The 24,398-nt window shown below is 57.0% G+C and carries 23 protein-coding genes and 1 tRNA gene; 9 read left to right on the top strand and 15 right to left on the bottom strand.

Features of this window, described 5'->3' with window-relative positions:
* Positions 1–58: 58 nt before the first annotated feature.
* The 10 genes from QRN24_RS11640 to mltB all read right to left on the bottom strand — a co-directional run bounded on the left by QRN24_RS11640 (position 59) and on the right by mltB (position 9,778).
* Positions 59–151, bottom strand: a tRNA-Ser gene (locus QRN24_RS11640).
* A 343-nt stretch (positions 152–494) separates the two neighbouring features.
* A complete protein-coding gene (gene csrA, locus QRN24_RS11635; protein WP_000906486.1) occupies positions 495–680 on the bottom strand; it encodes a carbon storage regulator CsrA in 186 nt (61 codons plus the stop codon).
* A gap of 241 nt (positions 681–921) precedes the next feature.
* Entirely contained in the window at positions 922–3,549 is a 2,628-nt protein-coding gene (gene alaS / locus QRN24_RS11630; RefSeq protein WP_025203392.1) for an alanine--tRNA ligase, read from the bottom strand.
* 131 nt (positions 3,550–3,680) lie between these two features.
* Positions 3,681–4,181, bottom strand: a complete 501-nt coding sequence (gene recX / locus QRN24_RS11625; protein WP_014171334.1) for a recombination regulator RecX — start codon at positions 4,179–4,181, stop codon at positions 3,681–3,683.
* 68 nt (positions 4,182–4,249) lie between these two features.
* Positions 4,250–5,308, bottom strand: a complete 1,059-nt coding sequence (gene recA / locus QRN24_RS11620) for a recombinase RecA (protein WP_020883855.1) — start codon at positions 5,306–5,308, stop codon at positions 4,250–4,252.
* An 89-nt stretch (positions 5,309–5,397) separates the two neighbouring features.
* Positions 5,398–5,895: a nicotinamide-nucleotide amidase gene (gene pncC, locus QRN24_RS11615; protein ID WP_020883854.1), complete on the bottom strand. Its 498-nt coding sequence runs from the start codon at positions 5,893–5,895 to the stop codon at positions 5,398–5,400.
* Between the two features lie 130 nt (positions 5,896–6,025).
* Positions 6,026–6,904: a metal ABC transporter substrate-binding protein gene (locus QRN24_RS11610; RefSeq protein ID WP_284942731.1), complete on the bottom strand. Its 879-nt coding sequence runs from the start codon at positions 6,902–6,904 to the stop codon at positions 6,026–6,028.
* Positions 6,905–6,918: 14 nt separating this feature from the next.
* Positions 6,919–7,779 (bottom strand): metal ABC transporter permease, encoded by an 861-nt coding sequence (locus QRN24_RS11605; protein WP_020883852.1) that lies wholly within the window; start codon positions 7,777–7,779, stop codon positions 6,919–6,921.
* Positions 7,776–8,429, bottom strand: coding sequence for a metal ABC transporter ATP-binding protein (locus tag QRN24_RS11600; RefSeq protein WP_025203389.1), 654 nt, complete (start codon positions 8,427–8,429; stop codon positions 7,776–7,778). The genes QRN24_RS11605 and QRN24_RS11600 overlap by 4 nt, the downstream gene beginning before the upstream one ends.
* Positions 8,430–8,677: 248 nt before the next feature.
* On the bottom strand, positions 8,678–9,778 hold the full coding sequence (gene mltB / locus QRN24_RS11595) for a lytic murein transglycosylase B (protein WP_025203388.1): 1,101 nt from the start codon (positions 9,776–9,778) through the stop codon (positions 8,678–8,680).
* 274 nt (positions 9,779–10,052) lie between these two features.
* Between mltB and srlA the strand changes: the two genes are divergently transcribed.
* The 7 genes from srlA to gutQ all read left to right on the top strand — a co-directional run bounded on the left by srlA (position 10,053) and on the right by gutQ (position 14,958).
* Complete coding sequence (gene srlA / locus QRN24_RS11590; RefSeq protein ID WP_014171343.1) at positions 10,053–10,616, top strand: PTS glucitol/sorbitol transporter subunit IIC; 564 nt, start codon at positions 10,053–10,055, stop codon at positions 10,614–10,616.
* Positions 10,613–11,572: a PTS glucitol/sorbitol transporter subunit IIB gene (srlE, locus tag QRN24_RS11585; RefSeq protein ID WP_014171344.1), complete on the top strand. Its 960-nt coding sequence runs from the start codon at positions 10,613–10,615 to the stop codon at positions 11,570–11,572. Before srlA ends, srlE begins: the two co-directional genes overlap by 4 nt.
* Before the next feature lie 12 nt (positions 11,573–11,584).
* Complete coding sequence (srlB, locus tag QRN24_RS11580) at positions 11,585–11,947, top strand: PTS glucitol/sorbitol transporter subunit IIA (RefSeq protein ID WP_148576635.1); 363 nt, start codon at positions 11,585–11,587, stop codon at positions 11,945–11,947.
* Positions 11,948–11,962: 15 nt separating this feature from the next.
* The gene (gene srlD, locus QRN24_RS11575; protein ID WP_014171346.1) at positions 11,963–12,742 is read left to right on the top strand and encodes a sorbitol-6-phosphate dehydrogenase; all 780 of its coding nucleotides are present in this window, start codon (positions 11,963–11,965) and stop codon (positions 12,740–12,742) included.
* A 61-nt stretch (positions 12,743–12,803) separates the two neighbouring features.
* Positions 12,804–13,163 (top strand): transcriptional regulator GutM, encoded by a 360-nt coding sequence (gene gutM / locus QRN24_RS11570; RefSeq protein ID WP_020883847.1) that lies wholly within the window; start codon positions 12,804–12,806, stop codon positions 13,161–13,163.
* Positions 13,164–13,226: 63 nt separating this feature from the next.
* A complete protein-coding gene (srlR, locus tag QRN24_RS11565; protein WP_014171348.1) occupies positions 13,227–14,000 on the top strand; it encodes a glucitol operon DNA-binding transcriptional repressor SrlR in 774 nt (257 codons plus the stop codon).
* The gene (gutQ, locus tag QRN24_RS11560) at positions 13,993–14,958 is read left to right on the top strand and encodes an arabinose-5-phosphate isomerase GutQ (RefSeq protein ID WP_020883846.1); all 966 of its coding nucleotides are present in this window, start codon (positions 13,993–13,995) and stop codon (positions 14,956–14,958) included. Before srlR ends, gutQ begins: the two co-directional genes overlap by 8 nt.
* Here the strand turns inward: gutQ and norR are convergent.
* The gene (norR, locus tag QRN24_RS11555; RefSeq protein ID WP_025203385.1) at positions 14,955–16,469 is read right to left on the bottom strand and encodes a nitric oxide reductase transcriptional regulator NorR; all 1,515 of its coding nucleotides are present in this window, start codon (positions 16,467–16,469) and stop codon (positions 14,955–14,957) included. The genes gutQ and norR overlap by 4 nt on opposite strands.
* 187 nt (positions 16,470–16,656) lie before the next feature.
* On the opposite strand from norR, the gene norV reads away from it, so the two are divergent.
* A complete protein-coding gene (gene norV / locus QRN24_RS11550; protein ID WP_284942730.1) occupies positions 16,657–18,084 on the top strand; it encodes an anaerobic nitric oxide reductase flavorubredoxin in 1,428 nt (475 codons plus the stop codon).
* A complete protein-coding gene (norW, locus tag QRN24_RS11545; protein WP_181216128.1) occupies positions 18,081–19,214 on the top strand; it encodes an NADH:flavorubredoxin reductase NorW in 1,134 nt (377 codons plus the stop codon). Before norV ends, norW begins: the two co-directional genes overlap by 4 nt.
* 121 nt (positions 19,215–19,335) lie before the next feature.
* Here the strand turns inward: norW and QRN24_RS11540 are convergent, their stop codons facing one another.
* The 4 genes from QRN24_RS11540 to QRN24_RS11525 all read right to left on the bottom strand — a co-directional run bounded on the left by QRN24_RS11540 (position 19,336) and on the right by QRN24_RS11525 (position 24,282).
* The gene (locus tag QRN24_RS11540; protein WP_063213980.1) at positions 19,336–20,358 is read right to left on the bottom strand and encodes a HoxN/HupN/NixA family nickel/cobalt transporter; all 1,023 of its coding nucleotides are present in this window, start codon (positions 20,356–20,358) and stop codon (positions 19,336–19,338) included.
* A 1-nt stretch (position 20,359) separates the two neighbouring features.
* Positions 20,360–22,582 carry a carbamoyltransferase HypF gene (hypF, locus tag QRN24_RS11535; protein WP_284942729.1) on the bottom strand — a complete coding sequence of 741 codons (2,223 nt, stop codon included), beginning with the start codon at positions 22,580–22,582 and terminating at the stop codon, positions 20,360–20,362.
* A 6-nt stretch (positions 22,583–22,588) separates the two neighbouring features.
* Positions 22,589–23,134: an electron transport protein HydN gene (hydN, locus tag QRN24_RS11530; RefSeq protein ID WP_023308960.1), complete on the bottom strand. Its 546-nt coding sequence runs from the start codon at positions 23,132–23,134 to the stop codon at positions 22,589–22,591.
* Positions 23,135–23,268: 134 nt separating this feature from the next.
* Positions 23,269–24,282, bottom strand: a complete 1,014-nt coding sequence (locus QRN24_RS11525; RefSeq protein WP_284942728.1) for a LacI family DNA-binding transcriptional regulator — start codon at positions 24,280–24,282, stop codon at positions 23,269–23,271.
* Positions 24,283–24,398: the final 116 nt, after the last annotated feature.

Genomic DNA, 24,398 nt, shown 5'->3' with positions numbered 1-24,398 from the left:
CCTCCGACCGCTCGGTTCGTAGCCGAGTACTCTATCCAGCTGAGCTACGGATGCAAAATGGCGGTGAGGCGGGGATTCGAACCCCGGATGCAGCTTTTGACCGCATACTCCCTTAGCAGGGGAGCGCCTTCAGCCTCTCGGCCACCTCACCACACAACGCCTCTTTCGAGTGCTCCGAGTAACTCGTTAAGAGCTTCTCGTCGCTGCGTGGCGCATATATTACTTTCTGGGACTTATAAGTCAAACAATTTTCCAAAAGCTTTTATCGTTTGCACAAATCACACGCAATTCGCATGCAAAAGCTGCAAAGAGGGTGTTTTATAAGCGGATTTTGCAGGCATCTTCTCAGAAAACTGATGACAGAATAGTGATGTTGAGGCGAGTTAAGGGTAAGAGAGTGGTTAAAAACAGAGCGATTGAAATCAAACGGTAACTTTAAGCAGGAAAAATGGCGGGAGAGGTTGCGTCTCGCCCGACAGCGAGACGCGACAATATCAGTAACTGGACTGCTGGGATTTTTCAGCCTGGATACGCTGGTAGATCTCTTCACGGTGGACAGATACTTCTTTAGGAGCGTTTACACCAATACGTACCTGGTTACCCTTTACCCCTAAAACTGTCACGGTGACCTCATCCCCAATCATGAGGGTCTCACCAACTCGACGAGTCAGAATCAGCATTCTTTGCTCCTTGAAAGATTAAAAGAGTCGGGTCTCTTGTATCCCGGCATTATCCATCATATAACGCCAAAAAGTAAGCGATGACAAACACGTAAAGTGTAAGCAGTCACGGCATCACATTCTGTTAAACGTAAGTTTAGCCGATATACACAAACTCAACCTGACTTTATCGTTATCGATAGCGCAGTGAACAAGACGCCATAACGTTACCGCTATGGCGTCTGCTTGTGCTTTGTAGTTATTACAGTTTCGCGCTCACCCAGCTTTCAACACTGGCCAATGCCGCAGGAAGTGCCGCCGCATCCGTACCACCGGCTTGCGCCATGTCCGGACGACCGCCACCCTTACCGCCCACCTGCTGGGCGACCATACCAATCAGTTCCCCTGCTTTTACGCGGTCGGTCACATCCTTAGAGACGCCCGCAATCAGAGAAACCTTACCTTCTGCCACTGTCGCCAGCACGATAACTGTGGAACCGAGCTGGTTCTTCAGATCGTCGACCATAGTACGCAGCATCTTAGGCTCAACGCCCGCCAGATCGCTGACCAGCAGTTTGACACCCTTAATGTCTACAGCTTTGCTGGAGAGGTTTGCACTCTCCTGCGCCGCAGCCTGCTCTTTCAGCTGCTGCAGCTCTTTTTCCAGCTGACGCGTACGATCCAGCGCAACGCGCACTTTCTCGCCCAGGTTCTGGCTATCACCTTTCAACAACTGCGCGATGTCGTGCAGCTGATCGCTCTGCGCATGCAGGCTGGCAATCGCGCCTTCACCGGTTACCGCTTCAATACGACGCACGCCCGCCGCCGTTCCTGATTCGGAAACAATGCGGAATAGACCAATGTCGCCGGTACGGGAGGCATGCGTCCCGCCGCAGAGTTCAGTCGAGAAGTCGCCCATGCTCAGCACGCGAACGCGGTCGTCGTATTTCTCGCCGAACAGTGCCATCGCGCCTTTCTTCTTCGCCGCCTCGAGATCCATGATATGGGTTTCGATTGGCAGATTACGACGGATCTGCGCATTCACCAGATCTTCCACCGCGCGGATTTCTGACGGCTTCATCGCTTCAAAATGAGAGAAGTCGAAGCGCAGCACTTTATCGTTAACCAGAGAACCTTTCTGTGCAACGTGCGTTCCCAGAACTTCACGCAGGGCAGCGTGCATCAGGTGCGTAGCTGAGTGGTTCAGACGAATGCGCGCACGACGAGCTTCATCAACGTTCGCCTGGACACCCTCGCCCACTTTCAGAGAACCGGCAGTCAGTTTGCCCTGATGGCCAATCGCCTGACCGTATTTCTGCGTGTCGCTTACGCTGAAGCTGAAACCGTTGCCTTTCAGTTCGCCTTTATCGCCAACCTGGCCGCCGGATTCTGCGTAGAACGGCGTTTTGTCCAGAATGACAACCGCATCCTGACCCGCGTTGATGCTGTCTACGGCTTTACCGTCAACAAACAGGGCGGTCACTTTGCCAGTCAGTTCCAGATTTTCGTAGCCTTTGAATTCTGATGCGCCATCAACGCGGATCATCGCGTTGTAGTCAGCACCAAAACCGCTGGACTCGCGCGCACGGCGGCGCTGCTCTTCCATTGCGGCTTCAAAGCCTGCTTCGTCCACTTTGATGTTGCGCTCACGGCAAACGTCCGCCGTCAGGTCAACCGGGAAACCGTAGGTGTCGTACAGGCGGAAAGCGGTTTCGCCGTCCAGCGTATCGCCCTGAAGTTTCGCCAGCTCTTCATCCAGCAGCGCCAGTCCGCGCTCCAGAGTACGAGCAAACTGCTCTTCTTCCGTTTTCAGAACCTGCTCAACCTGCGCCTGCTGACGTTTCAGCTCATCACCGGCTGCGCCCATCACGCCAATCAGTGGCCCAACGAGTTTATAGAAGAAGGTGTCCTTCGCGCCCAGCATGTTGCCGTGACGGATAGCACGACGAATGATACGACGCAGCACATAGCCACGGTTTTCATTCGACGGGATCACGCCGTCGGCAATCAGGAACGCGCAGGAACGGATATGGTCTGCAATAACGCGCAGCGATTTGTTGTTCAGATCGGTTGCACCCGTCACTTGCGCAACGGCTTTAATCAGGGTGCTGAACAGGTCAATTTCGTAGTTGGAGTTAACGTGCTGCAGAACAGCCGCAATACGCTCCAGACCCATACCGGTATCAACGGACGGTTTCGGCAGCGGCTCCATCGTACCGTCAGCCTGACGGTTGAACTGCATGAAGACGATGTTCCAGATCTCAATGTAGCGATCGCCGTCTTCTTCCGGGCTGCCTGGAGGACCACCCCAGATATGGTCGCCGTGATCGTAGAAGATCTCGGTGCACGGACCGCAAGGACCGGTATCGCCCATCTGCCAGAAGTTGTCAGACGCATAAGGTGCGCCTTTGTTATCGCCGATGCGAATAATACGCTCGCGCGGGATACCAACCTCTTTTTCCCAGATTTCGTAGGCTTCGTCATCGGTTTCATAGACGGTAACCCACAGACGATCTTTCGGCAGGTTGAACCAGTTTTCACCGGTCAGCAGTTCCCACGCATATTGAATGGCATCGTGTTTGAAATAGTCGCCGAAGCTGAAGTTACCCAGCATTTCGAAGAACGTGTGGTGACGCGCGGTGTAACCGACGTTTTCCAGGTCGTTGTGTTTACCGCCCGCACGCACGCAACGCTGTGAGGTTGTGGCGCGGGAATAATTACGTTTGTCGAGACCAAGGAACACATCCTTGAACTGGTTCATCCCGGCGTTGGTAAACAGCAGAGTCGGATCGTTGTTCGGTACCAGGGAGCTGCTGGCAACTACCTGATGTCCCTTACTATGGAAAAAATCGAGAAACGCCTGACGGATCTCAGCGGTGCTCTTGCTCATAATTATCCTGAAATCAAGCTAACGAAATGTCGTAGCAAGCCTGTATCGGTAAAACGTTGGACAGACCAGCTACTGGAAAAAGTGGGAATAAGATAAGTTTTCTTTAGTGGGAAGTAAAATCCCGCATGCGTTCAATCCGCAAAATTACGCCAGATATCCTGAATATCTTCCATCAGAAAGCCGCGGTAGAGCAAAAAGCGCTGGATTTTAACTTTTTCTGAAAATTCACGTGGCAAGGGTTCGCCGTACTTGCGAATGGCCTGTTCTTTTGCCAGCGCGCACCAGTCTGTGTCGCATTCGCGCATGGCCTTTTCAATGGTTTCACGGGCGACCCCTTTCTGGTTCAGCTCCTGGCGGATACGCGCGGGGCCATATCCTTTGCGGCCACGGCTGGCAAGAAACCGGGAAGCGAAACGCTCGTCATCCAGATAGCGGTGCTCATAGCACCAGGCAATGACGCGGTCGTAATCTTCCGCAGTCGCATCAATCTCTTCCGGCCCGTTTTTACTCATTACGGGGGCCGACAGTTTTCGCCGCAACTCCTGTTCGCTGTGGTCACGGACGGCAAGAATGCGCACCGCACGGTCCAGTAAGCGTGCATAGGCAGGGCGGCGTGAAGTCGATTCACTCATAAAAAACCTGCTGATTCAGAAATGCAAAAAGGGCCGCATTAGCAGCCCTTCATCTTTAAACGAGAGAATTAGAAATCTTCGTTGGTTTCTTCAGCACCCGCGTTATCCACCACGAAATCAGGCGTACCGTCCTGGTTGTTCAGCAGAAGCTCACGCACTTTCTTCTCAATTTCTTTCGCCGCAGCCGGGTTCTCTTTCAGCCAGGAGATTGCATTTGCTTTACCCTGACCAATCTTGTCGCCGTTGTAGCTGTACCATGCGCCCGCTTTTTCAATCAGCTTCTCTTTCACGCCCAGGTCAACCAGTTCGCCGTAGAAGTTGATACCTTCACCGTAGAGGATCTGGAATTCAGCCTGTTTGAACGGCGCTGCGATTTTGTTCTTCACAACCTTCACGCGGGTTTCGCTACCCACCACGTTTTCACCTTCTTTCACCGCGCCGATACGGCGGATATCCAGACGGACAGACGCGTAGAATTTCAGCGCGTTACCACCGGTAGTGGTTTCCGGGTTACCGAACATCACACCAATTTTCATACGGATCTGGTTGATGAAGATCAGCAGCGTGTTGGACTGCTTCAGGTTACCGGCCAGCTTACGCATTGCCTGGCTCATCATACGTGCCGCGAGGCCCATGTGAGAGTCACCAATTTCGCCTTCGATTTCAGCTTTTGGCGTCAGAGCAGCAACGGAGTCGACCACGATAACGTCAACCGCACCGGAACGGGCCAGCGCGTCACAAATTTCCAGCGCCTGCTCACCGGTGTCCGGCTGAGAACACAGCAGGTTGTCGATATCAACGCCCAGCTTACGAGCATAAACAGGGTCCAGCGCGTGCTCGGCATCGATAAACGCACAAGTTTTACCTTCACGCTGTGCCGCAGCGATAACCTGCAGCGTCAGGGTTGTTTTACCTGAGGACTCGGGCCCGTAGATTTCTACGATACGGCCCATTGGCAGGCCGCCAGCGCCCAGCGCGATATCCAGAGAAAGCGAACCGGTGGAGATAGTTTCCACATCCATGGAACGGTCTTCACCCAGGCGCATGATGGAGCCTTTACCGAATTGCTTTTCGATCTGGCCCAGTGCTGCCGCCAACGCTTTCTGTTTGTTTTCGTCGATAGCCATTATTACTCCTGTCATGCCGGGAGAAGCGACTGTGCTTCACCGTGGATTTCTGTTCTGTTGGTGCAATTATACTGTATGGTCATACAGTATCAAGTATTTTGTAGAAATTGTTGCCAGAGCGTTTTTAATGCATAAACGGTTGCCTGACGACGCACGCTTTCGCGATCGCCGCTAAAGCACTCCCGGCGGGTGATCCCTTCACCTCTGGCGGTAGCAAAACCAAACCAGACGGTGCCGACAGGCTTCACGTCACTGCCCCCGTCCGGGCCCGCGATGCCGCTAATCGATATTGCATAATCCGCGCGCGCCTCTTTGAGCGCACCAATAGCCATCTCAATCACCACCGGCTCGCTGACCGCGCCATGCTGTTCGAGCGTAGATTCCCGCACGCCGATCATTTGCGCTTTAGCTTCATTACTGTAGGTCACAAAACCACGTTCAAACCAGGCGGAACTGCCGGCAATATCGGTAATCGCTTTCGCCACCCAGCCGCCGGTGCAGGACTCCGCGGTGGTGAGGGTCGCCCCGCGTTGCTTAAGCGCCAGCCCTACCACTTCGCTAAGCTGCATCAATTCATGGTCAGTCATTCTCGCTCCAGGCCTTAGAAAAACATGCAGCACAAGATAGCACTTTCTCGTCAGATATGGGGATGCGCTGCAGGATTTACGAGGGGGCTTCAGAAAAAAGCCGATGCGAGCGCACCGGCGGTGGCGAGGATTATTTCATGCTGTCAGCGAGGGTATCCACATTGTGGCGGAACGCCTTAACGTAGGTCTCTGCCACGCCCCCTTTTGCCGAGAGCGCTTCCGGGTAAAGCTCGCCTCCCGGCTGCGCGCCGGTGGCTGTAGCAATCTGTTTAACCAGCCGCGGGTCGAGCTGGTTTTCCATAAACCAGGTTTTCACGCCGTCCGCTTTAATCTGATTAATGATCTCAGCGACCTGTGCCGCGCTGGCCTCGCTCTCTGACGACAACCCCTGGGGCGCCATAAACGTCACCCCGTAGGCGCGGCTGAAATAGCCGAACGCGTCATGGCTGGTCAGCACTTTACGTTTCACCAGCGGGATCTGGCTAAAACGCGTTTTGGCCCAGCTATCCAGCTGCTTAAGCTGCGCGATGTACGGTTTTCCGGTCGCTTCCAGCGCGGTTTTATCTTCTGGGTCGGCTTTCACCAGCCCGTTGAGAATATTTTGCGCGTACAGCGCCCCGTTCGCCGCTCTGTTCCAGGCGTGCGGGTCAGTGACGGTTTTGCCCTCTTCTTCGAGGGTATGCGTCTGCACACCACGCGACGCCACCACCAGCTGGCCTTTGAACCCGGAGGCTTTCACCAGGCGATCCAGCCACCCTTCCAGTCCCAGACCATTGACCACCACAACATCTGCCTTGCTTAGCGCCGCGCTATCTTTTGGCGAGGGCTCGAAGGTATGCGGATCGCCGTCCGGCCCCACCAGCGTCGTGACGTTCACATGGTCACCGCCCACCTCCCGGGTCATATCCCCCAGAATGGAAAAACTGGTCACCACATTGAGCGTTTTCGCCATCACCGTTTGCGACATCATCCCCAGCGCGAGCGCCACTACGAATCCCGTACGTTTCATCGTTTCCCCTTGCGTTAAAAAAGCGCACGCAGGCTGCCAGCCAGCCTGCTGCGCGTGCCAAATAAAATGGAAATAAAGAACAGCGCGCTGGCGGTAAGTACGATGGACGGCCCCGCGGGCAGGCTGGCGGCCCAGGAGAGACTGAGTCCGAGCCACGCGCAGAAAATACCGCTGATACCCGCCATCAATAGCAGTCCGGGTAAGGTGCGTGCCCAGCAGCGTGCCGCTACCGCAGGGAGCATCATCAGCCCGACCGCCATCAACGTGCCAAGCACCTGAAAACCGGCAACGAGGTTAAGCACCAGCAGCGCCAGAAACAGGCCGTGTAATAAGCCGGGAACATGGCGGGCGTTTACCTGCAGCCAGGCGGTGTCAAAGGCCTCGGTCACCAGCCCACGGTAGAAAATCGCCAGCGTGATAAGGGTGAACATGCATACGCCTGCCACAAACAGCGCGGCATCGTTATCCACCGCCAGGATGGAGCCAAACAGCAGGTGCAGAAGATCGACGCTCGAACCGCGCAGTGATACCAGCGTGACGCCCAGCGCCAGCGAGCCAAGATAGAACCCGGCAAAACTGGCGTCCTCTTTAAGCGGCGTTCGACGGCTGACCAGCCCGGCCACCAGCGCCACGGTAATACCGGCAATAAAGCCTCCCACGCTCATGGCCAGCAGCGACATACCGCTGAGCAAATACCCCACCGCGACACCGGGCAAAATGGCGTGAGAGAGGGCATCGCCCATCAGACTCATCCGGCGCAGCTGAAGGAAAACGCCCAGAGCAGTGGTACTGACGGACAACGCCAGGCAAACCACCAGCGCGCGGCGCATAAAGCCATACTCAATAAAAGGCTGAAAAAAGATATGCCAGATCATGCCACCCTCACCCGCTCGGTTTTCCACTGGGGAATGTCAGCGTCCAGCCGTAACGTCTGCGGGAAGTGGCGCGATACACGCTCGCTGTCGTGCAGCACCGCAAGCACCGTTTGCCCCTGCATATACATTTCCAGCATCAGGTCCATCAGCACATTGCAGGTGGCTTCATCAACGCCGGTAAAGGGCTCATCGAGCATGACCAGCGGTGCCTGCTGCACTAATACCCGCGCGAACAGCATGCGCTGAAACTGACCGCCGGAGAGCTCATCAATGGTCGTTAGCGCCATCGTTCCAAGCCCCACCCGCTCAAGCGCGCCGGCAATGCGCAGCCGCATTTCACGGCGAAGGCCAGAAAAAAGCGATGCTTCAGGCCAGCAGCCCATGCTGACCACATCCTGCACGGTTAGCGGAAATTGCGCCTCCAGGGCATGACGCTGTGCCAGCCAGCCCATTACCGGGCGTTTTTTCTGCCAGTGAAAACGGCCGCTTACCGGCGGGATAAACCCGGCGAGGGTTTTCAGAAGCGTTGATTTACCGCAGCCGTTGGCCCCGAGGATGGCGGTCATGCTCCCGCATTCAATCACCCCGGACAGAGGACGCGTGACCGGCTCGCGGTCGTAACCCGCCGTAAGTTGGTTCATTACAATCATGGCAATGCCACCGCCCAGCACACGGCCAGTCCGATAAAGACAATCAGCGCCAGCGCCATCAGAAGCCGGACCGGCGCAGACAGAGAAAAAAAGGAAGTAGACATCTCATCACCACATCTAATGTTATAACATAACAATAATGAAAGATAATGCGGATGTAAATGAGCGAAGATTAACGGGAGTGTGGCGAAATGTTTCTGGATATCAGCCCAACCCTCTCCCGGTGGAAGAGGGTTGAACATCAAGCGTTACTGACTGAACGGCGACGCGGCAGGCACGCGCGCCTGTGACACCGCCAGCCCCAGCTGCCATACGGCCATCGCATAGTGAGTGCTGTGGTTATAGCGGGTGATGGTGTAGAAGTTAGGCAGCCCGTACCAGTACTGATAACCCGTACCGACATCCAGACGCAGCAGGCTCGCCTGTTGCGTATTTCCCAGCGGCTGCGTTGGCGTTAAGCCTGCAGCGGCCAGCTGCGAAACGCTGTAGTTGGTTTTAAAGCCGTTCTCAAGCCCTGGAGCCTGGCCGTTAGCCTGCACCGCCACCTGACCGCCCGGCACCCAGCCGTGCGCTTTAAAGTAGTTCGCCACGCTGCCGATGGCATCCACCGGATCCCACAGGTTGATATGACCATCTCCGTTAAAGTCGACGGCATATTGCTTATAGGAGGACGGCATAAACTGGCCGTAGCCCATCGCACCGGCAAACGAGCCTTTGAGATCTAACGGATCATCTTGTTCATTGCGCGCCATCAGCAGGAAGGTTTCCAGTTCAGACGAGAAATATTCAGCGCGACGCGGGTAGTTAAAGGAGAGCGTCGCCAGCGCATCGAGGATACGGGTTTTGCCCATCACGCGGCCCCAGCGGGTTTCCACGCCGATAATCCCAACGATGATTTCAGGTGGTACGCCATACACCTGCCACGCACGGTTCAGCGCATCTTCATATTGGTTCCAGAAGACCACGCCATTTTGCACGTTATCCGGCGTAATAAACTGTTTGCGATAACGCAGCCATGCGCCATTTGGCCCGGTCGGTACCTGAGCCGTCGGTGCCTGGCGATCCATCAAACGCAGAACATAATCCAGTCGCTTCGCCTGCGACAGAATTTCATGCAGTTGCTGGCGGTCAAAACCGTGTTTGCTCACCATTTTATCGATGAACTGCTCGGCCGCCGGGTTATTCGCAAAGTCGCCGCCCATCTGCATCATATTATGCTGCGGCTCCAGCAGGAATCCTCCGGAAGGCGCGCCAGCCGTTTGCTGCACGGCTTCGGTCTTGGGTTTGCTACTACAGGCAGACAGCAGAATAAGCGCAGGTAACAACGCTGCATAACGACGCTTGAACATGTGACATCCATTTAACGGGTTCGATAAGAACCCAGTATGGTAAAGCATCCGCAACACCTCAAGGAAGTGGTACGCACCTCCCCCACCAAATCTTTACGCTCCCCATCGCAAATCTGTGCGATTTTCGTCCACCCAAGACTCCCGTCGGCAATTAACTTTCAAAATAATCCATTTTTCTTTCATTGTGAGATCTAATTAACACTTTAAAACCTTTCAAAGTGATTATTATTAGCCTCGGTTATACAAAAACAAAAAAGCCCCACAGGAGAGAAGAATGATAGAAACCATCACCCACGGCGCCGAGTGGTTCATCGGGCTGTTTCAGAAAGGCGGAGAAGTGTTCACCGGCATGGTGACCGGGATCCTGCCCCTGCTGATTAGCCTGCTGGTCATCATGAACGCGCTGATTAACTTTATCGGCCAGCAACGCATTGAACGCTTTGCCCAGCGCTGCGCCGGCAATCCGCTGTCCCGTTACCTGGTTCTGCCCTTCATCGGCACGTTTGTTTTTTGCAATCCGATGACGCTGAGCCTCGGCCGCTTTATGCCTGAAAAATACAAGCCCAGCTATTACGCCGCAGCCTCCTACAGCTGCCACTCCATGAATGGCCTGTTCCCGCATATCAACCCCGGCGAGCTGTTTGTCTATCTGGGCATTGCCAGCGGCCTGACCACGCTTGGCCTGCCGCTCGGTCCGCTGGCGGTGAGTTATCTGCTGGTCGGTCTGGTCACCAACTTTTTCCGCGGCTGGGTCACGGACCTCACCACCGCCATTTTCGAGAAGAAAATGGGTATCCAGCTTGAACAGAAAGTCCATCTTTCAGGAGCCGCAGCATGAGCCGTATTCGTATTGAAAAAGGAACGGGCGGCTGGGGCGGCCCGCTGGAATTCGACGCCACTGAAGGCAAAAAAATCGTCTATATCACCGCAGGCACACGTCCGGCCATTGTCGACAAACTGCGTGAGCTGACCGGCTGGGAAGCGGTCGACGGCTTCAAAGAGGGCGAACCGCCTGAAGCGGAAATTGGTGTGGCGGTGATCGACTGCGGCGGCACGCTGCGCTGCGGCATCTACCCCAAGCGGCGTATTCCTACCGTGAATATCCATTCCACCGGTAAATCAGGTCCGCTGGCGCAGTACATCCTGGAGGACATTTATGTCTCCGGCGTGAAGGAGGAAAACATTCACCTGGCACAGGGGTCTGCTGCCCCTCAGAAAGCGGCCCCGCGTGATTACGACACGAGTAAAAAAATCACCGAACAGAGTGACGGCCTGCTGGCAAAAGTCGGAATGGGGATGGGCTCTGCCGTGGCCGTGCTGTTCCAGTCCGGGCGCGACACCATCGACACGGTGCTGAAAACCATTCTGCCGTTTATGGCATTCGTTTCGGCGCTGATCGGCATCATCATGGCCTCGGGTCTGGGCGACTGGATTGCCCACGGCCTCGCCCCGCTGGCGAGCCACCCGCTCGGGCTGGTGACGCTGGCGCTGATCTGCTCCTTCCCACTGCTGTCGCCGTTTCTCGGCCCAGGCGCGGTCATTGCGCAGGTTATCGGCGTGCTGATTGGCGTGCAGATTGGCCTTGGCAACATTCCCCCGCATCTGGCTCTGCCCGCCCTGTTTGCCATTAATGCCCAGGCGGCGTGTGATTTCATTCCTGTCGGGCTGTCGCTGGCAGAAGCGCGCCAGGACACCGTGCGCGTTGGCGTGCCGTCTGTACTGGTCAGCCGTTTCCTGACCGGCGCACCGACGGTGCTGATTGCCTGGTTTGTCTCCGGCTTTATTTACCAATAAGAGGTTCCTGTGATGACCATAATTTACCAGACCACCATCACCCGCATTGGCCAGAGCGCGGCCGATGCGCTCAGCGACAAGATGCTGATTACCTTCCGCGAAGGTGCGCCCGCGGATATCGAAGAGTTTTGCTTTATCCACTGTCACGGCGAGATGAACGGCGAGCTGAAGGCCGGGAGCCAGCTCGAGTTGGGCGACGCGCGCTACGCCGTGACCGCCGTCGGCGACGTGGCCGGACAAAACCTGCGGGAGCTCGGCCATATCACTTTGCGTTTTGATGGCCAGCCGCAGGCGGAATATCCCGGCACGGTTCATGTGGATGGCCCGGTTCCGCAGGCTGTCACCCCAGGCTGCACGTTGAAGTTTGTTGCGTAATTTAAGGAGAAAGATATGAGTCAGGTTGCCGTTGTCATTGGTGGGGGACAAACCTTAGGCGAGTTCCTCTGCCGTGGGCTTGCTGCAGAGGGTTACCGCGTGGCGGTAGTGGATATTCAGAGTGAAAAAGCCGCACGCGTGGCGGACACCATCAACACCGAATTGGGTGAAGGGATGGCCTACGGATTTGGTGCTGATGCCACCAGCGAGCAGAGCGTGATGGCGCTGGCCCGCGGCGTGGACGAGATTTTTGGCCGTACCGACCTGCTGGTATACAGCGCAGGGATAGCCAAAGCGGCCTTTATCAGCGATTTCGAACTGGGGGACTTCGACCGCTCCCTGCAGGTTAACCTGGTGGGCTATTTCCTCTGCGCACGCGAGTTTTCCCGTCTGATGATCCGCGATGGCATTCAGGGACGCATCATCCAGATCAACTCGAAATCGGGCAAAGTGGGCAGCAAACACAACTCCGGTTACAGCGCGGCGAAATTTGGCGGCGTAGGGCTGACGCAATCTCTGGCCCTCGATCTGGCCGAATATGGCATTACCGTTCACTCGCTGATGCTGGGCAACCTGCTGAAATCGCCGATGTTCCAGTCCCTGCTGCCGCAATATGCCACCAAGCTCGGGCTGAAAGAGGAGGAAGTGGAGCAGTATTACATCGACAAAGTGCCGCTGAAGCGCGGCTGCGATTATCAGGACGTGCTGAACATGCTGCTGTTTTATGCCAGCCCCAAAGCCTCTTACTGCACCGGGCAGTCCATTAATGTCACCGGCGGACAGGTGATGTTCTGATCGAACACGCTGATGCCCGTATCCCCCTCTCCTTCGGGAGAGGGAACAACAAGGAGCTCGTATGGTTACCGCACTCATTACCGTTGCCGCCATCGCCTGGATGTGCCAGCTGATCTTTGGCGGCTGGCAAATTCGCCAGTTTAACCGCGCGTTTGATGCCCTGTGTCAGAAAGGGCGCGTGGGTGTCGGGCGTTCCGGCGGGCGTTTCAAACCGCGCGTGGTGGTTGCCATTGCGCTGGACGAACACAATAGGGTCTGCGATTCCCTCATCATGCGCGGGATGACCGTTTTTGCCCGCCCGGCGAAAATCCAGGCGATTAACGGGATATCGCTGCAGGAATTACAACCCGATGTGATCTTTCCCCATGATTCGCTCTGTCAGAATGCTCTATCATTAGCGCTTAATCTGAAACATGGATAATTTCGTTGTGAACGCGATAAGCTTGCGAAATTATCATTTCGCAACCTAAGGAATTGAGCGCCTATGAAACCACGTCAGCGTCAGGCGGCCATTCTGGAGCATCTGCAAAAGCAGGGAAAATGCTCGGTAGAAGAACTGGCCCACTACTTTGACACCACCGGCACGACAATACGAAAGGATCTGGTATTGCTCGAAAACTCTGGTGCAGTCATCCGAACCTACGGCGGCGTGATGCTCAACAAAGATGAAGCCGACCCGCCTATCGATCACAAAACGCTGATCAATACTCACCAGAAAGCGCTGATTGCCGAGGCCGCCGTAAAATTTATCCATGATGGGGACTCCATTATCCTTGATGCAGGCAGCACCGTGCTGCAGATGATCCCGATGCTCAGCCGCTTTAACAACATCACGGTGATGACCAACAGTCTGCACATCGTCAACGCCCTGTCGGAATTCGACAGCGAGCAAACCATTCTGATGCCCGGCGGGACGTTCCGTAAAAAATCTGCGTCGTTTCACGGTCAACTGGCGGAAAACGCCTTTGAACACTTCAGCTTTGATAAACTCTTTATGGGCACGGACGGTATCGATTTGAACGCCGGCGTGACGACCTTTAACGAGGTGTTCAGCGTCAGCAAAGCGATGTGCAACGCCGCGCGCGAAGTGATTTTGATGGCAGACTCGTCGAAGTTTGGCCGTAAAAGTCCCAACATTGTCTGCAGCCTTGAAAGCGTCGATAAGCTCATTACCGACGCAGGTATCGACCCGGCGTTCAAAAAAGCGCTGGAAGAGAAAGGGATCGACGTGATTGTAACCGGAGAGAGAGATGAGTGATTTTCTGTTAAACGCAGGCCGCCAGACCCTGATGCTGGAGCTGCAGGAAGCCAGCCGCCTGCCGGAACGTCTGGGCGAGGATTTTGTGCGCGCGGCAAACACCATTATCCAGTGCGAAGGTAAAGTGGTGGTCTCCGGGATCGGCAAGTCCGGTCATATCGGCAAAAAGATTGCCGCTACGCTTGCCAGCACCGGCACACCGGCGTTCTTCGTGCATCCGGCCGAAGCGCTGCACGGCGATCTGGGGATGATTGAAAGCCGCGACGTGATGCTGTTTATCTCCTACTCCGGTTCGGCCAAAGAGCTGGATCTCATCATCCCGCGTCTGCAGGAAAAATCGGTCGCGCTGCTGGCGATGACCGGTAAATCCCGCTCACCGCTGGCACTGGCGGCCAAGGCCACGCTTGATATCTCCGTTGAGCGCGAAGCCTGCCCGATGCACCTCGCCCCCACCTCCAGCACCGTGAATACGCTGATGATGGGCGACGCGCTGGCAATGGCGGTAATGCAGGCACGCGGCTTTAACGAAGAAGATTTTGCCCGCTCGCACCCGGCGGGCGCGCTCGGTGCGCGACTGCTCAATAAAGTTCATCATCTGATGCGGACCGACGAGGCCATTCCGCAGGTCAAACTCAACACCAGCGTAATGGATGCGATGCTGGAACTGAGCCGCACCGGGCTGGGTCTGGTGGCGGTGTGCGATGAAACCGGTAGCGTTAAAGGCGTGTTTACCGACGGCGACCTGCGCCGCTGGCTGGTGGGCGGCGGCAAGCTGGAATCCCAGGTTTCGGAAGCGATGACCCGGGGCGGGCTGACCCTGAACGCCGAGAGCCGCGCCATCGAAGCCAAAGAGGTGCTGATGAAGCGCAAAATCACCGCCGCGCCGGTGGTGGATGAGCACGGCAAGCTGTGCGGCGCCATCAACCTGCAGGATTTCTACCAGGCCGGGATTATTTAACCTTTGAGTCCCAGACGTTTCGCCAGCCGGTGCAGGTTGGCGACGTCCATTTCCAGCGCTCGCGCGCACGCCGCCCAGCTGCGGTTATTCTGCTCCAGCGCGCGGGCGATCGTCTGACGCTGAAACGCTTCTGTTGCTTCCCGCAGGTTCTCATGGGCCATTTCCGGCGCGGCAGGCGTAACGAACGAAGCGGTATCATCGTGCAATGCGAAATGCCGCGCGTGGATCACCACCTCATCTCCCGAACGTGTCGCCCGCGCCAGCACCACGGCGCGGTGAATCGCATGTTCCAGTTCGCGTACGTTACCCGGCCAGCCGTATCGCATCAGATGGGCTCGCGCACCGGGGCTTAATACCACGCGGGAAAGCCCCATTCGTAACCGACATTGCTCGCAGAAAAACCCCGCCAGCAGCACCACATCGTCGCCGCGCTCGCGTAGCGGCGGCACGGTAAGCGGAAACACGCTCAGACGATGGTACAGGTCAGCGCGGAAATTCCCGGCCAACACCTCTTCGCGCAGGTCACGGTTGGTTGCCGCCAGCACACGCACGTTGACTCTCAGGCTGCGATCGTCGCCGACGCGCTGAATATCGCCGTACTGCAGGACGCGCAGCAGTTTGGCCTGAAGCGACAGCGACAGTTCGCCAATTTCATCGAGGAACAACGTGCCGTTATCCGCCATTTCGAATTTGCCGCTGCGGTTGCTGATCGCCCCGGTAAACGCCCCTTTGACGTGACCAAACAGCTCACTTTCCGCCACGCTTTCTGGCAGCGCGGCGCAGTTGAGGTACACCAGCGGGTTGACCGCGCGCGGCGAGGCTTCGTGGATGCCCTTCGCCACCAGCTCTTTACCGGTGCCGGTTTCCCCGAAAATCAGCACGTTTAAGTCCGAGGCCGCCACGATATCGATCTCTTTTTTTAGCTGCACCATCCCCGGTGACAGCCCAATCATCTCCGTGTGTGCCACCGGTTCAAACGCCGACGGGCTGCCGGGAAGGATGTTCTGGCTCTCCAGCTGTTCGATCAGCAGCGCGTTATTCAGCGCACCGGCGGCCAGCGCGGCAATCAGCCGCAGCTCTTCATCGCTAAAGGTGTCGAACTGATCCGGCGACAGGCCGTCGAGGGTTAATGCCCCAATCAGGTTTTGTCCGGCAAACAGCGGCAGACCGATACAGGCATGAACTTTCAGGCTCTCCTGCCCCGGGATCAGCCCGTCGTAAGGGTCGGGCAAATCACTGTCCGCCGGAAAGCGCACCACGTCACCGGCCCGGGCGATGGTTTCAAGACGCGGATGGCCTTCCAGGGAGAAGCGTCGCCCAAGAACGTCCTGCGCCAGCCCGTCGATGGCCAGCGGAATAAACTGCCGGGCGTCGTAGCGCAGCAGTGCCGACGCATCGCACGCCAGCACGTGGCGCAGCGTCGAAATCAGCCGCTGAAAACGGTCCTGATGACCGATACCGGTTTGCAGTTCAATGGCAATTTTTGCCAGTACGTCCACGGAAAAGCTCATCTGCGCCTCACTGTCATTTTGACCATTCATATTGTCACAATGACCATAAATCAGATAGTCATATTGACTACCCATTACGGATGATAAAATTAAAAAACCATAAAAAACATCAACATGAAAAACTGGCACGCAACTTGATAAAGGCTAGACATCTTATTTGAAAAACGCCGTATTAATTGAGGTTGCTATGTCTATTCTGGTTAAAAATAACATTCATTGGGTTGGTCAACGTGACTGGGAAGTGCGTGACTTCCACGGAACGGAGTACAAAACGCTGCGCGGCAGCAGCTACAACAGCTATCTCATCCGTGAAGGCAAAAACGTGCTCATCGATACCGTCGATCACAAATTCAGCCGGGAGTTCGTGCAAAATCTGCGCAGTGAAATCGATCTTGCGGATATCGACTACATCATCATTAACCATGCGGAAGAGGATCATGCCGGGGCGCTGACCGAGTTAATGTCCTGCATTCCCGACACCCCGATTTACTGCACCACCAACGCCATCGACTCGATTAACGGCCACCATCACCACCCGGAGTGGAATTTCCACACCGTCAAAACCGGCGACACGCTGGATATCGGCAACGGCAAACAGCTGATCTTCGTTGAAACCCCGATGCTGCACTGGCCCGACAGTATGATGACCTACATGACCGGCGATACGGTGCTGTTCAGCAACGATGCCTTCGGCCAGCACTATTGTGACGAACGCCTGTTCAACGATGAAGTGGATCAAACCGAGCTGTTCGAACAGTGTCAGCGCTACTACGCCAATATCCTGACGCCGTTCAGCCGTCTGGTGACGCCAAAAATCACCGAAATCCTCGGCTTTAACCTGCCCGTGGATATGATTGCCACCTCTCACGGCGTGGTGTGGCGCGAAAACCCCACCCAGATCGTGGAGCTGTACCTCAAATGGGCCGCGGATTATCAGGAAGACCGTATCACGCTTTTCTACGACACCATGTCTAATAACACCCGCATGATGGCGGACGCCATTGCGCAGGGTATTAACGAAGTCGACCCGAACGTGGCGGTGAAAATCTTCAACGTGGCGCGTAGCGATAAAAACGAGATCCTGACCAACGTCTTCCGCTCCAAGGGCGTACTGGTGGGCACCTCCACGATGAACAACGTGATGATGCCGAAAATTGCGGGCCTTGTAGAAGAGATGACCGGCCTGCGCTTTCGTAATAAACGGGCCAGCGCATTTGGCTCCCACGGCTGGAGCGGCGGCGCAGTAGACCGGCTGTCCACACGTTTGCAGGACGCCGGTTTTGAGATGTCCATGAGCCTGAAGGCGAAATGGCGTCCGGACATCGACGCGCTTGAATTGTGCCGCCAGCATGGCCGTGACATTGCGCGTCAGTGGGCGCTCGCGCCGCTCCCCGACATGAACGCTAAAAACCCCGCGCCCGCCGCAGCGGTCGCTGACGGTGGCCCTCGCATGCAGTGCAGCGTCTGCCAGTGGATTTACGACCCGGCACAGGGCGAGCCGCTGCAGGATGTTGCCCCCGGTACCCCCTGGTGCGACGTGCCGGACAATTTCCTCTGCCCGGAATGTTCCCTGGGAAAAGAGGTCTTTGACGAACTGGCGACGGAGGCACAATGAACCACGGTATCGTTATCATCGGCTCGGGCTTTGCCGCCCGCCAGCTGGTGAAAAACATTCGCAAGCAAGACGCCAGCGTGCCGTTGACGCTCATTGCCGCCGACAGCATGGACGAGTACAACAAGCCTGATTTAAGCCACGTTATCAGCCAGAATCAGCGAGCCGAAGACCTCACCCGCCAGACTGCGGGGGCGTTCGCGGAACAGTTTAGTCTGCGGTTATTTCCGCACACCTGGATAACCGACATCGACGCCGCCGCCCACGTGGTGAAAGCAAAAGACAAAACCTGGCAGTACGACAAACTGGTGCTGGCGACAGGGGCGTCTGCTTTTGTACCTCCGGTGGAAGGCCGGGAACTGATGATCACCCTCAACAGCCAGCAGGCGTATCAGGCCAGTGAAACCCTGCTGCGTGACGCGAAGCGGGTGATGATTGTCGGCGCAGGGTTGATTGGCACAGAGCTGGCGATGGATTTTAGCCGGGCGGGCAAAACCGTCACCCTGGTCGACCATGCGGCAAGCATTTTGTCGGCGCTGATGCCCGCAGAAGTAAGTAGTCGCTTACAGCATCGTCTGACCGATATGGGCGTACATCTGCTGCTGAAATCCCAGCTGCAAAGCCTGAAGAAAACCGGGAGTGGGATTCATGCAACGCTCGACCGCAGCCGCAGCGTTGAGGTGGATGTGGTGGTTGCCGCCACGGGCCTGCGTCCGGAAACGGCGCTGGCGCATCGCGCCGGCGCGGAAACAGGTCGTGGCGTGAAGGTAGACAGCTACCTGCAAACCACGCAGCCCGATATTTACGCCCTGGGTGACTGCGCTGAAATTAACGGACAGGTCCTGCCCTTCCTGCAGCCCATTCAACTGAGCGCCATGTACCTGGCGAAAAACCTGTCTGGCGGCAGTGCGCCACTGAAATTACCCGCCATGCTGGTAAAAGTAAAAACGCCGGCACTCCCGCTACACCTGGCAGGCGAAACCGAGCGTCCGGATCTTCACTGGCAACTCACCATTGAACCTCAGGGAATGGTGGCTCGTGGGTGCGACAGCGAAGGACAAATGCGCGCCTTTGTGGTGAGCGAAGACCGGATGAAGGAGGCTTTCGCTCTGCTGAAATCATTACCCGCTTAACGCTGATTCGCCTGCCACGCTAACGTAACCTTTGGATTTTATGGTCCACAGCCCCGATGTCCCGGGGCTTTTTTTTCAACGTCGTTTAGCCAGATAACGACAATGATGTTCAGACGCCGCGTCAGGAGCGCACGACAAGCGCATCGTAGCCGCGCCAGCGATAATTGATCATGGAAATCAGCCAGCAGGCAACGAACAGCCCGACCACCACGAACCCGGCGTTACCGAGGTTGTCATTAACTGCGCCAATGCGATCCCAGAAGCCTCCGCTGAGGGCAAATTTATCCATCAACAGACCCAGAGCTTCCAGCCCGCCGATAAACAGCGCCACCACCACGGAGGTACCGGTGATGGTCATGTTGTAGTAAAGCTTGCGCTGCGGCTTGTTAAACGCCCAGCCGTAAGCGCCGACCATCAGCAGATTGTCGAGGGTATCGACCAGCGCCATACCGCTGGCAAACAGCGCCGGGAAGATCATGATGGACCAGACTGACATCCCGTTTGACGCGCTGGCGGCTGAAATCCCAAGCACACCGATTTCCGTCGCGGTATCAAACCCCAGACCAAACAGGAAACCGACCAGGTACATCTGCCAGCTCTTGTTCACCAGGCGGAACGTTGCGCCAAACAGCCAGTTCATGACTCCGCCTGATGCCGGAAGCGTGATGTCGTCACGCGTGACCTGACCGTTCTTCAGCGCCTGAAAATTACGCCACACGCCGCGCAAAATCACCAGATTGACCAGCGCCATCGCCAGCAGAAACGTTGCAGAAACGGCGGTGCCAATCAGGCTGCCGGTTTCATGAAACCATGCCATATTCTTCTGAAACGCCGTGGCGGTGGCCGCAATGGCAATGGAGGCCAGCACCACAATGGTGGAGTGTCCCAGAGAGAACCACGCCCCCACGCCGGATGGGCGTTTACCCTGCTGCATCATCTTACGCGTGACGGTATCAATGGCCGCGATGTGGTCGGCATCCACCGCATGACGGAGTCCATAACACCAGGCCAGCAGGCTGGCGGCCATCAGCGCCGTACTGCCGCTGAAGGTTTGCCATGCCCAGCCCCATGCCAGAAGATTAGCCATTACCAGAGCCAGCAGCAGAAATGCCGCGCGGGGTTCATTGCGTAAGAGTCGTAACATTTTACATCCTTTGTGAACATGACCGGGCGGCAGCAACCACCGCCTGCCCGAAGGAGATAGCGCCGTCACCTGACGGCAGATGATGAGGAAAAAGCAGCGTGAAGTCTGAGAGGTAATGGCGCAGTCGCGCGCGCAGCAGACGGTTATGTAACACGCCGCCGCTGAAGCATACGGTGGAAAGCCCCAGTCGCCGTGCATGGGAGGTGACAAGCTCCGCCAGCCCTTTCGCCAGCGCATCGTGAAACGCCCATGCCCGCTCGCAGGGTTCCGCCTGCCAGTTCAGCCACTGTTGCCAGAAGCGCGTAAGGTTATCAGCCTGAAGCGTAACCGGATGTTGAACGTCGTGGCACTGCGCCGCCAGCGCTTCAAGCCGGCAGGCGGCCTCACCTTCATAGCTCTGGGTTTCTGACGTGATGCCGAGCGCGCAGGCCACCGCGTCGAACAGACGTCCGCAGGATGAGGCCAGCGGCGCGTTTAAACCGCGCTGAATGGCCGTAGCCAGCAGCGCCCAGTTTTGCCGCTGAACGTCACGCGTTTCCGGGTACTGCTGCCAGTCCGGCACAAACGCCAGGCAGTGGGCGAGTAAATTGCGCCACGGCTGCATGGCAGCCCTGTCCCCGCCCGGCAGCGCAACCGCAGGCAGACCGCCCAGACGTTCGCAGTCGAGATAGTTTACCCGCAGGCACTCCCCGCCCCACAGCGCGCCGTTTTCGCCCATGCCGATCCCATCCAGCGTCAGGGCAATGACATCTCCGCCCTCAAGCGGCCAGCCGTTTTCTGCCATGCATGCCGCCGCGTGAGCGTGGTGGTGAAGCACGGTGTCGATCGGCAAAGCCTGGGCTTGCGCCCACTGTCGGGCGTGATAGCCCGGATGGGCGTCGCATACCACGCGCTGCGGCTGAAACGCATAGATCTGCTGCATCATCGACAGCGCCGAACGCCACTGGGCCTCGACACCGTCGTCACTCAGATCGCCAAAGTGCTGACTCAGTACCGCCTGGTTACCGCGCACCAGACAGAAGGTATTTTTCATATCAGCACCGGTGCACACCATCGCCGGGACATCGCTGAAACCGGCGGGCAGCGTGATGGCATCCGGCACAAAACCGCGCGCGCGACGCAGCATCATACCGTCCTGATCCATCACGGAATCATCCATACGCTGCAGGATGTCACGGTTGTGCAGCAGGAATCCGTCAGCGATGTCGCCCAGTTCATCCAGTGCCTGCTGGCAGGTGATGGCCGGCGGACGCCCGCTGAGGTTGCCGGAGGTCATCACCAGCGGGCGCTGGCAGTCCATCATCAGCACATGCTGTAGTGGGTTAGCGGGCAGCATCAGGCCAACGGTGTCCAGCCCGGGCGCAATCGCGTCAGGAAGCGGAGGACACCATACTTTTGGCGTGAGCACGATGGGCGCTGCAGGCGAGCGCAGCAGCGTTTGCACCGATTCCGGCACTCCCTCCGCCTGCGGGATCATGACCGCCAGTGGCTTCATCGGGCGCTGTTTGCGCGCCCGCAGGGTTGCCACCGCCTGTGCGTTGGATGCGTCACAGGCAAGGTGAAAACCGCCCAGCCCTTTGATGGCGACAATCCCGCCATGTTTGAGCATGTGGACCGCCGCACTCAGCGCAGACTCGCGGGTGGCAACGGTCTCGCCCGCGCGCCATTCCAGCTCGGGTCCACAATCCGGACAGGCTACCGGCTGCGCGTGAAAACGGCGGTCAGCGGGATTGCGGTACTCGGTTTCACACGGTTCACAGAGGGGAAATGCCGCCATTGACGTGGCCGGGCGGTCATAGGGCATGGCGCGGATGATGGTAAAACGTGGACCGCAATGGGTACAGTTGATAAACGGATAGCGATAACGCCGCGCTCGGGGATCGCGCATTTCAGCCAGGCACGCCGGGCAGGTAGCGGCATCCGGCACAATCTGGGTGTCCATCGCTCCGCCCGCGCTATGCCGAATGGTGAACGCCTGCGGCACCGTTGCCCAGGTGAACGGCTGGCTGTCGACAGCATCGATACGTGCCAGCGGTGGGCAGTCCTGATGCAGCCTCGCGGTAAAGGCCCCCCCATTACCCGCGAGACGCACCAGCACGCCCTCTCCGTCATTACAAACGTCACCCGTCAGCTGTAGCTGATGCGCCAGTTGCCAGACGAAGGGACGAAACCCTACCCCCTGCACCTTGCCGCGCACCCGCAACTGTACGCCGTTATCGCCCATCGCGACTTAAAACAGCAGTGACGATGATGTGTCGAACGCGGCACGACGACGTTTTTCCGCGCTCATCTGCTCAAGCTTGTCACGATCCACGCAGACCAGGGCGTGCGTCGGGCAGGCTTCCATACAGGCCGGGCCGGCGTCACGGTGGTAGCAGAGGTCGCATTTATTGGCTTCCGCTTTTTCCGCGCGCACGCTCAGCCCCATGCCGCTGTTGCGCACAACCGGACGCACCACGACTTCCATCGCACCGTACGGGCAGGCAACCACACAGGTTTTGCAGCCGATGCAGCGCTCCTGCATCACATGCACGAATCCTTTCTCACGTTTGATGGCCCCGTTTGGGCAGACGTTAGCGCACGGCGCATCCTCACACTGGCGACAAATAGCGGCAGTGGAGATATTCACGCCTTTAATGACGTGGATCCGCGGTAAAAAGGTATCAGGGGTGAGCGACGCGCAATCCTGCTCCGCCTGATGGGAAACCACACACGCCACTTCACAGGTACGGCAGCCAATGCATTTACTGGCATCGGCCATAATAAAACGGTTCATCTGCTTCTCCAGCATTACAGTCCTGCGCGGAGATATACATAAACCGTGCCAATTATTAACCTGTTGATTTTCTGCGGTTTATAAAATGACAGCAGGGCTGTCATCGTCACTTCTGACGATGACAGCTGTCGACATCAGCGGTGAGGCCCGTCAATAACCGAGTCACGCAGGATAAGCTCGCCGGAGAAGGTTTGCTGATACTTAAACTCACCGCCATCCAGCAGGAAGATCAGGCGGCTAATGGTCTCTTTGATCATCTCCGTCACCGGAATGCGCACGCTGGAGAGCGAGGGGACGATGTAGGGGGCGATGGCCACATCGTCAAAGCCAATCACCGACACGGCATCCGGGGTGGCGATCCCGCACTCGTGCAGCTGTTTCATGGCACCAATCGCCATATCGTCATTACTCGCCACCAGCGCCGAAAAGGTTTCACCGCGCGAAAGCAGCTCAGACACCGCTGCCGCACCGCTGGCCGGATTCCATTTCCCCTGCGCAATCAGCGACGGGCGCAGCGGGATCTGGTGTTGTGCCAGGGCGTCTTTGTAGCCCGAGAGACGCTCAACGCCCGTGGGGGAATCCAGCGAACCGGTGATAAACGCAATCTCCCGGTGCCCTTTCTGAATCAGCTGCGACACGGCGTCCTGGCAGGAGGCTTTATGATCTGACCAGACGCTGTGACTGCTGTTTTTCCGTAAGCGGCGGTTAAGGACCATAATCGGCTGTTCGCATTTCTCAATGATGTCGTCCATCTCATCCACGCTCAGGAAACGCGGGTAAATGATCACCGCGTCACAGCGCATATCGAGCAAATACTGAATGGCCTCGCGCTCTTCATCCGCACTGTGCTTACCGTCCGCCAGGATCAGCTGCCGCCCTTTCTCTTCCGTCATGCGGGCGGCGTGAAAGAGCAGTTCGCTAAAATAGACGCCGTGATAAAGGGTGTTGGTGACCACCAGACCCAGCGTCTGGGTACGTTTGGTCGCCAGATTTCGTGCCAGCAAATTCGGGCGATAGCCGCTCTCTTCAATCGCCTGAAACACCCGGTCTTTGGTCTCCTGGCTGACGTAGCCATTGCCCGACAATACCCTGGAAACCGTCGCTTTCGAAACGCCTGCCCGCTTCGCGACTTCAAGCATCGTGGTCATCGTAATCTTCCATTTGAAACTACCAGGGCGCAGTGTACTGCACTGCAGAAAAATTGTCGCAGCGGCGATATCACGCTTTTTACCCCTCCAGGTGATCATCATCACGAAATGAAAAA

This window comes from Enterobacter sp. MEB024, assembly GCF_030209635.1.
GTDB lineage: Bacteria > Pseudomonadota > Gammaproteobacteria > Enterobacterales > Enterobacteriaceae > Enterobacter > Enterobacter ludwigii.
This window is presented reverse-complemented; position numbering and strand designations above follow the sequence as displayed.